At 59.8% G+C, this 766-nt stretch carries 1 protein-coding gene; it reads left to right on the forward strand.

What is annotated here, in order from left to right; all coding sequences use genetic code 11:
• Nucleotides 1–140 precede the first annotated feature (140 nt).
• On the forward strand, nucleotides 141–377 hold the full coding sequence (locus M8A51_RS26185) for a hypothetical protein (protein ID WP_251781565.1): 237 nt from the start codon (nucleotides 141–143) through the stop codon (nucleotides 375–377).
• Nucleotides 378–766: the final 389 nt, after the last annotated feature.

The following is a 766-nucleotide window of genomic DNA, read 5'->3' on the forward strand; positions in this document are numbered from 1 at the left end:
ACTTACACTGCCCATGCCCGCGCCGTAGCGGCGCTTCAGTTCAACAAGGTTTATCCCCCGCCATGCAGCCTTCGCCTGCTTCTTCTGCTTCGTCTCAGCGGCGGATAAACGCTATTCGTTAGGCGTCGAGGAGAGCCCAGTTGCGCGCCATAGCCGAGCTTGATTCCGTCGTAACGCTGAGCGTCGTGAGCGCCCAGGTGCTTGGCGAGTCTCGGGACGTCGTTCTACCTGTCGGTACCTTCGGTGCGGTTGTTCTTGTTCACGCCGTCGGCAATGCGGCAGCGGCGTTTGAAGTGGAGTCTCATCTTGGTGGTCTTTCGTATGCGTTGGCCACCGTCCCTGCCGAGCAAATCGCCTCCGCAGCGCAGGAAACTTAGCTATGTGGTCCGTGTTCTCGCTGGTCGTTCTCTTGCTCGTTGTTGTCCTGGTTGGCCGCTGGCTCTTTCGTCAGCGCAATCCGGCCGAAATCATGGCAGCGCGTGAGCGGATCAAGAAGCTGCGTAGAAGGAGCGAATAGCATGCGCGGCCTTAGTGTGCTAGTTCCGACGCCTAACCATTCCTTCGAGCGGACAGCCAACGGCGGGGCACGTTTGCGTGCTTGTGCTGACGCCAAGGCGCCGTTGTCTGCCGCTCAAGTCAAACGTTGATATGGCTTAACTCTGTCAACAGGGCGAGCCCGGCCCTCCGCGGACGCGGATGATGAACAGAAGCTCGATGCCGAACGGGGAACGCGACGGAGCCGGTTGCTGTTGCGACGGTTGATCAT

Source organism: Caldimonas mangrovi (assembly GCF_023721835.1).
Taxonomy (GTDB): Bacteria; Pseudomonadota; Gammaproteobacteria; order Burkholderiales; family Burkholderiaceae_C; genus Caldimonas; species Caldimonas mangrovi.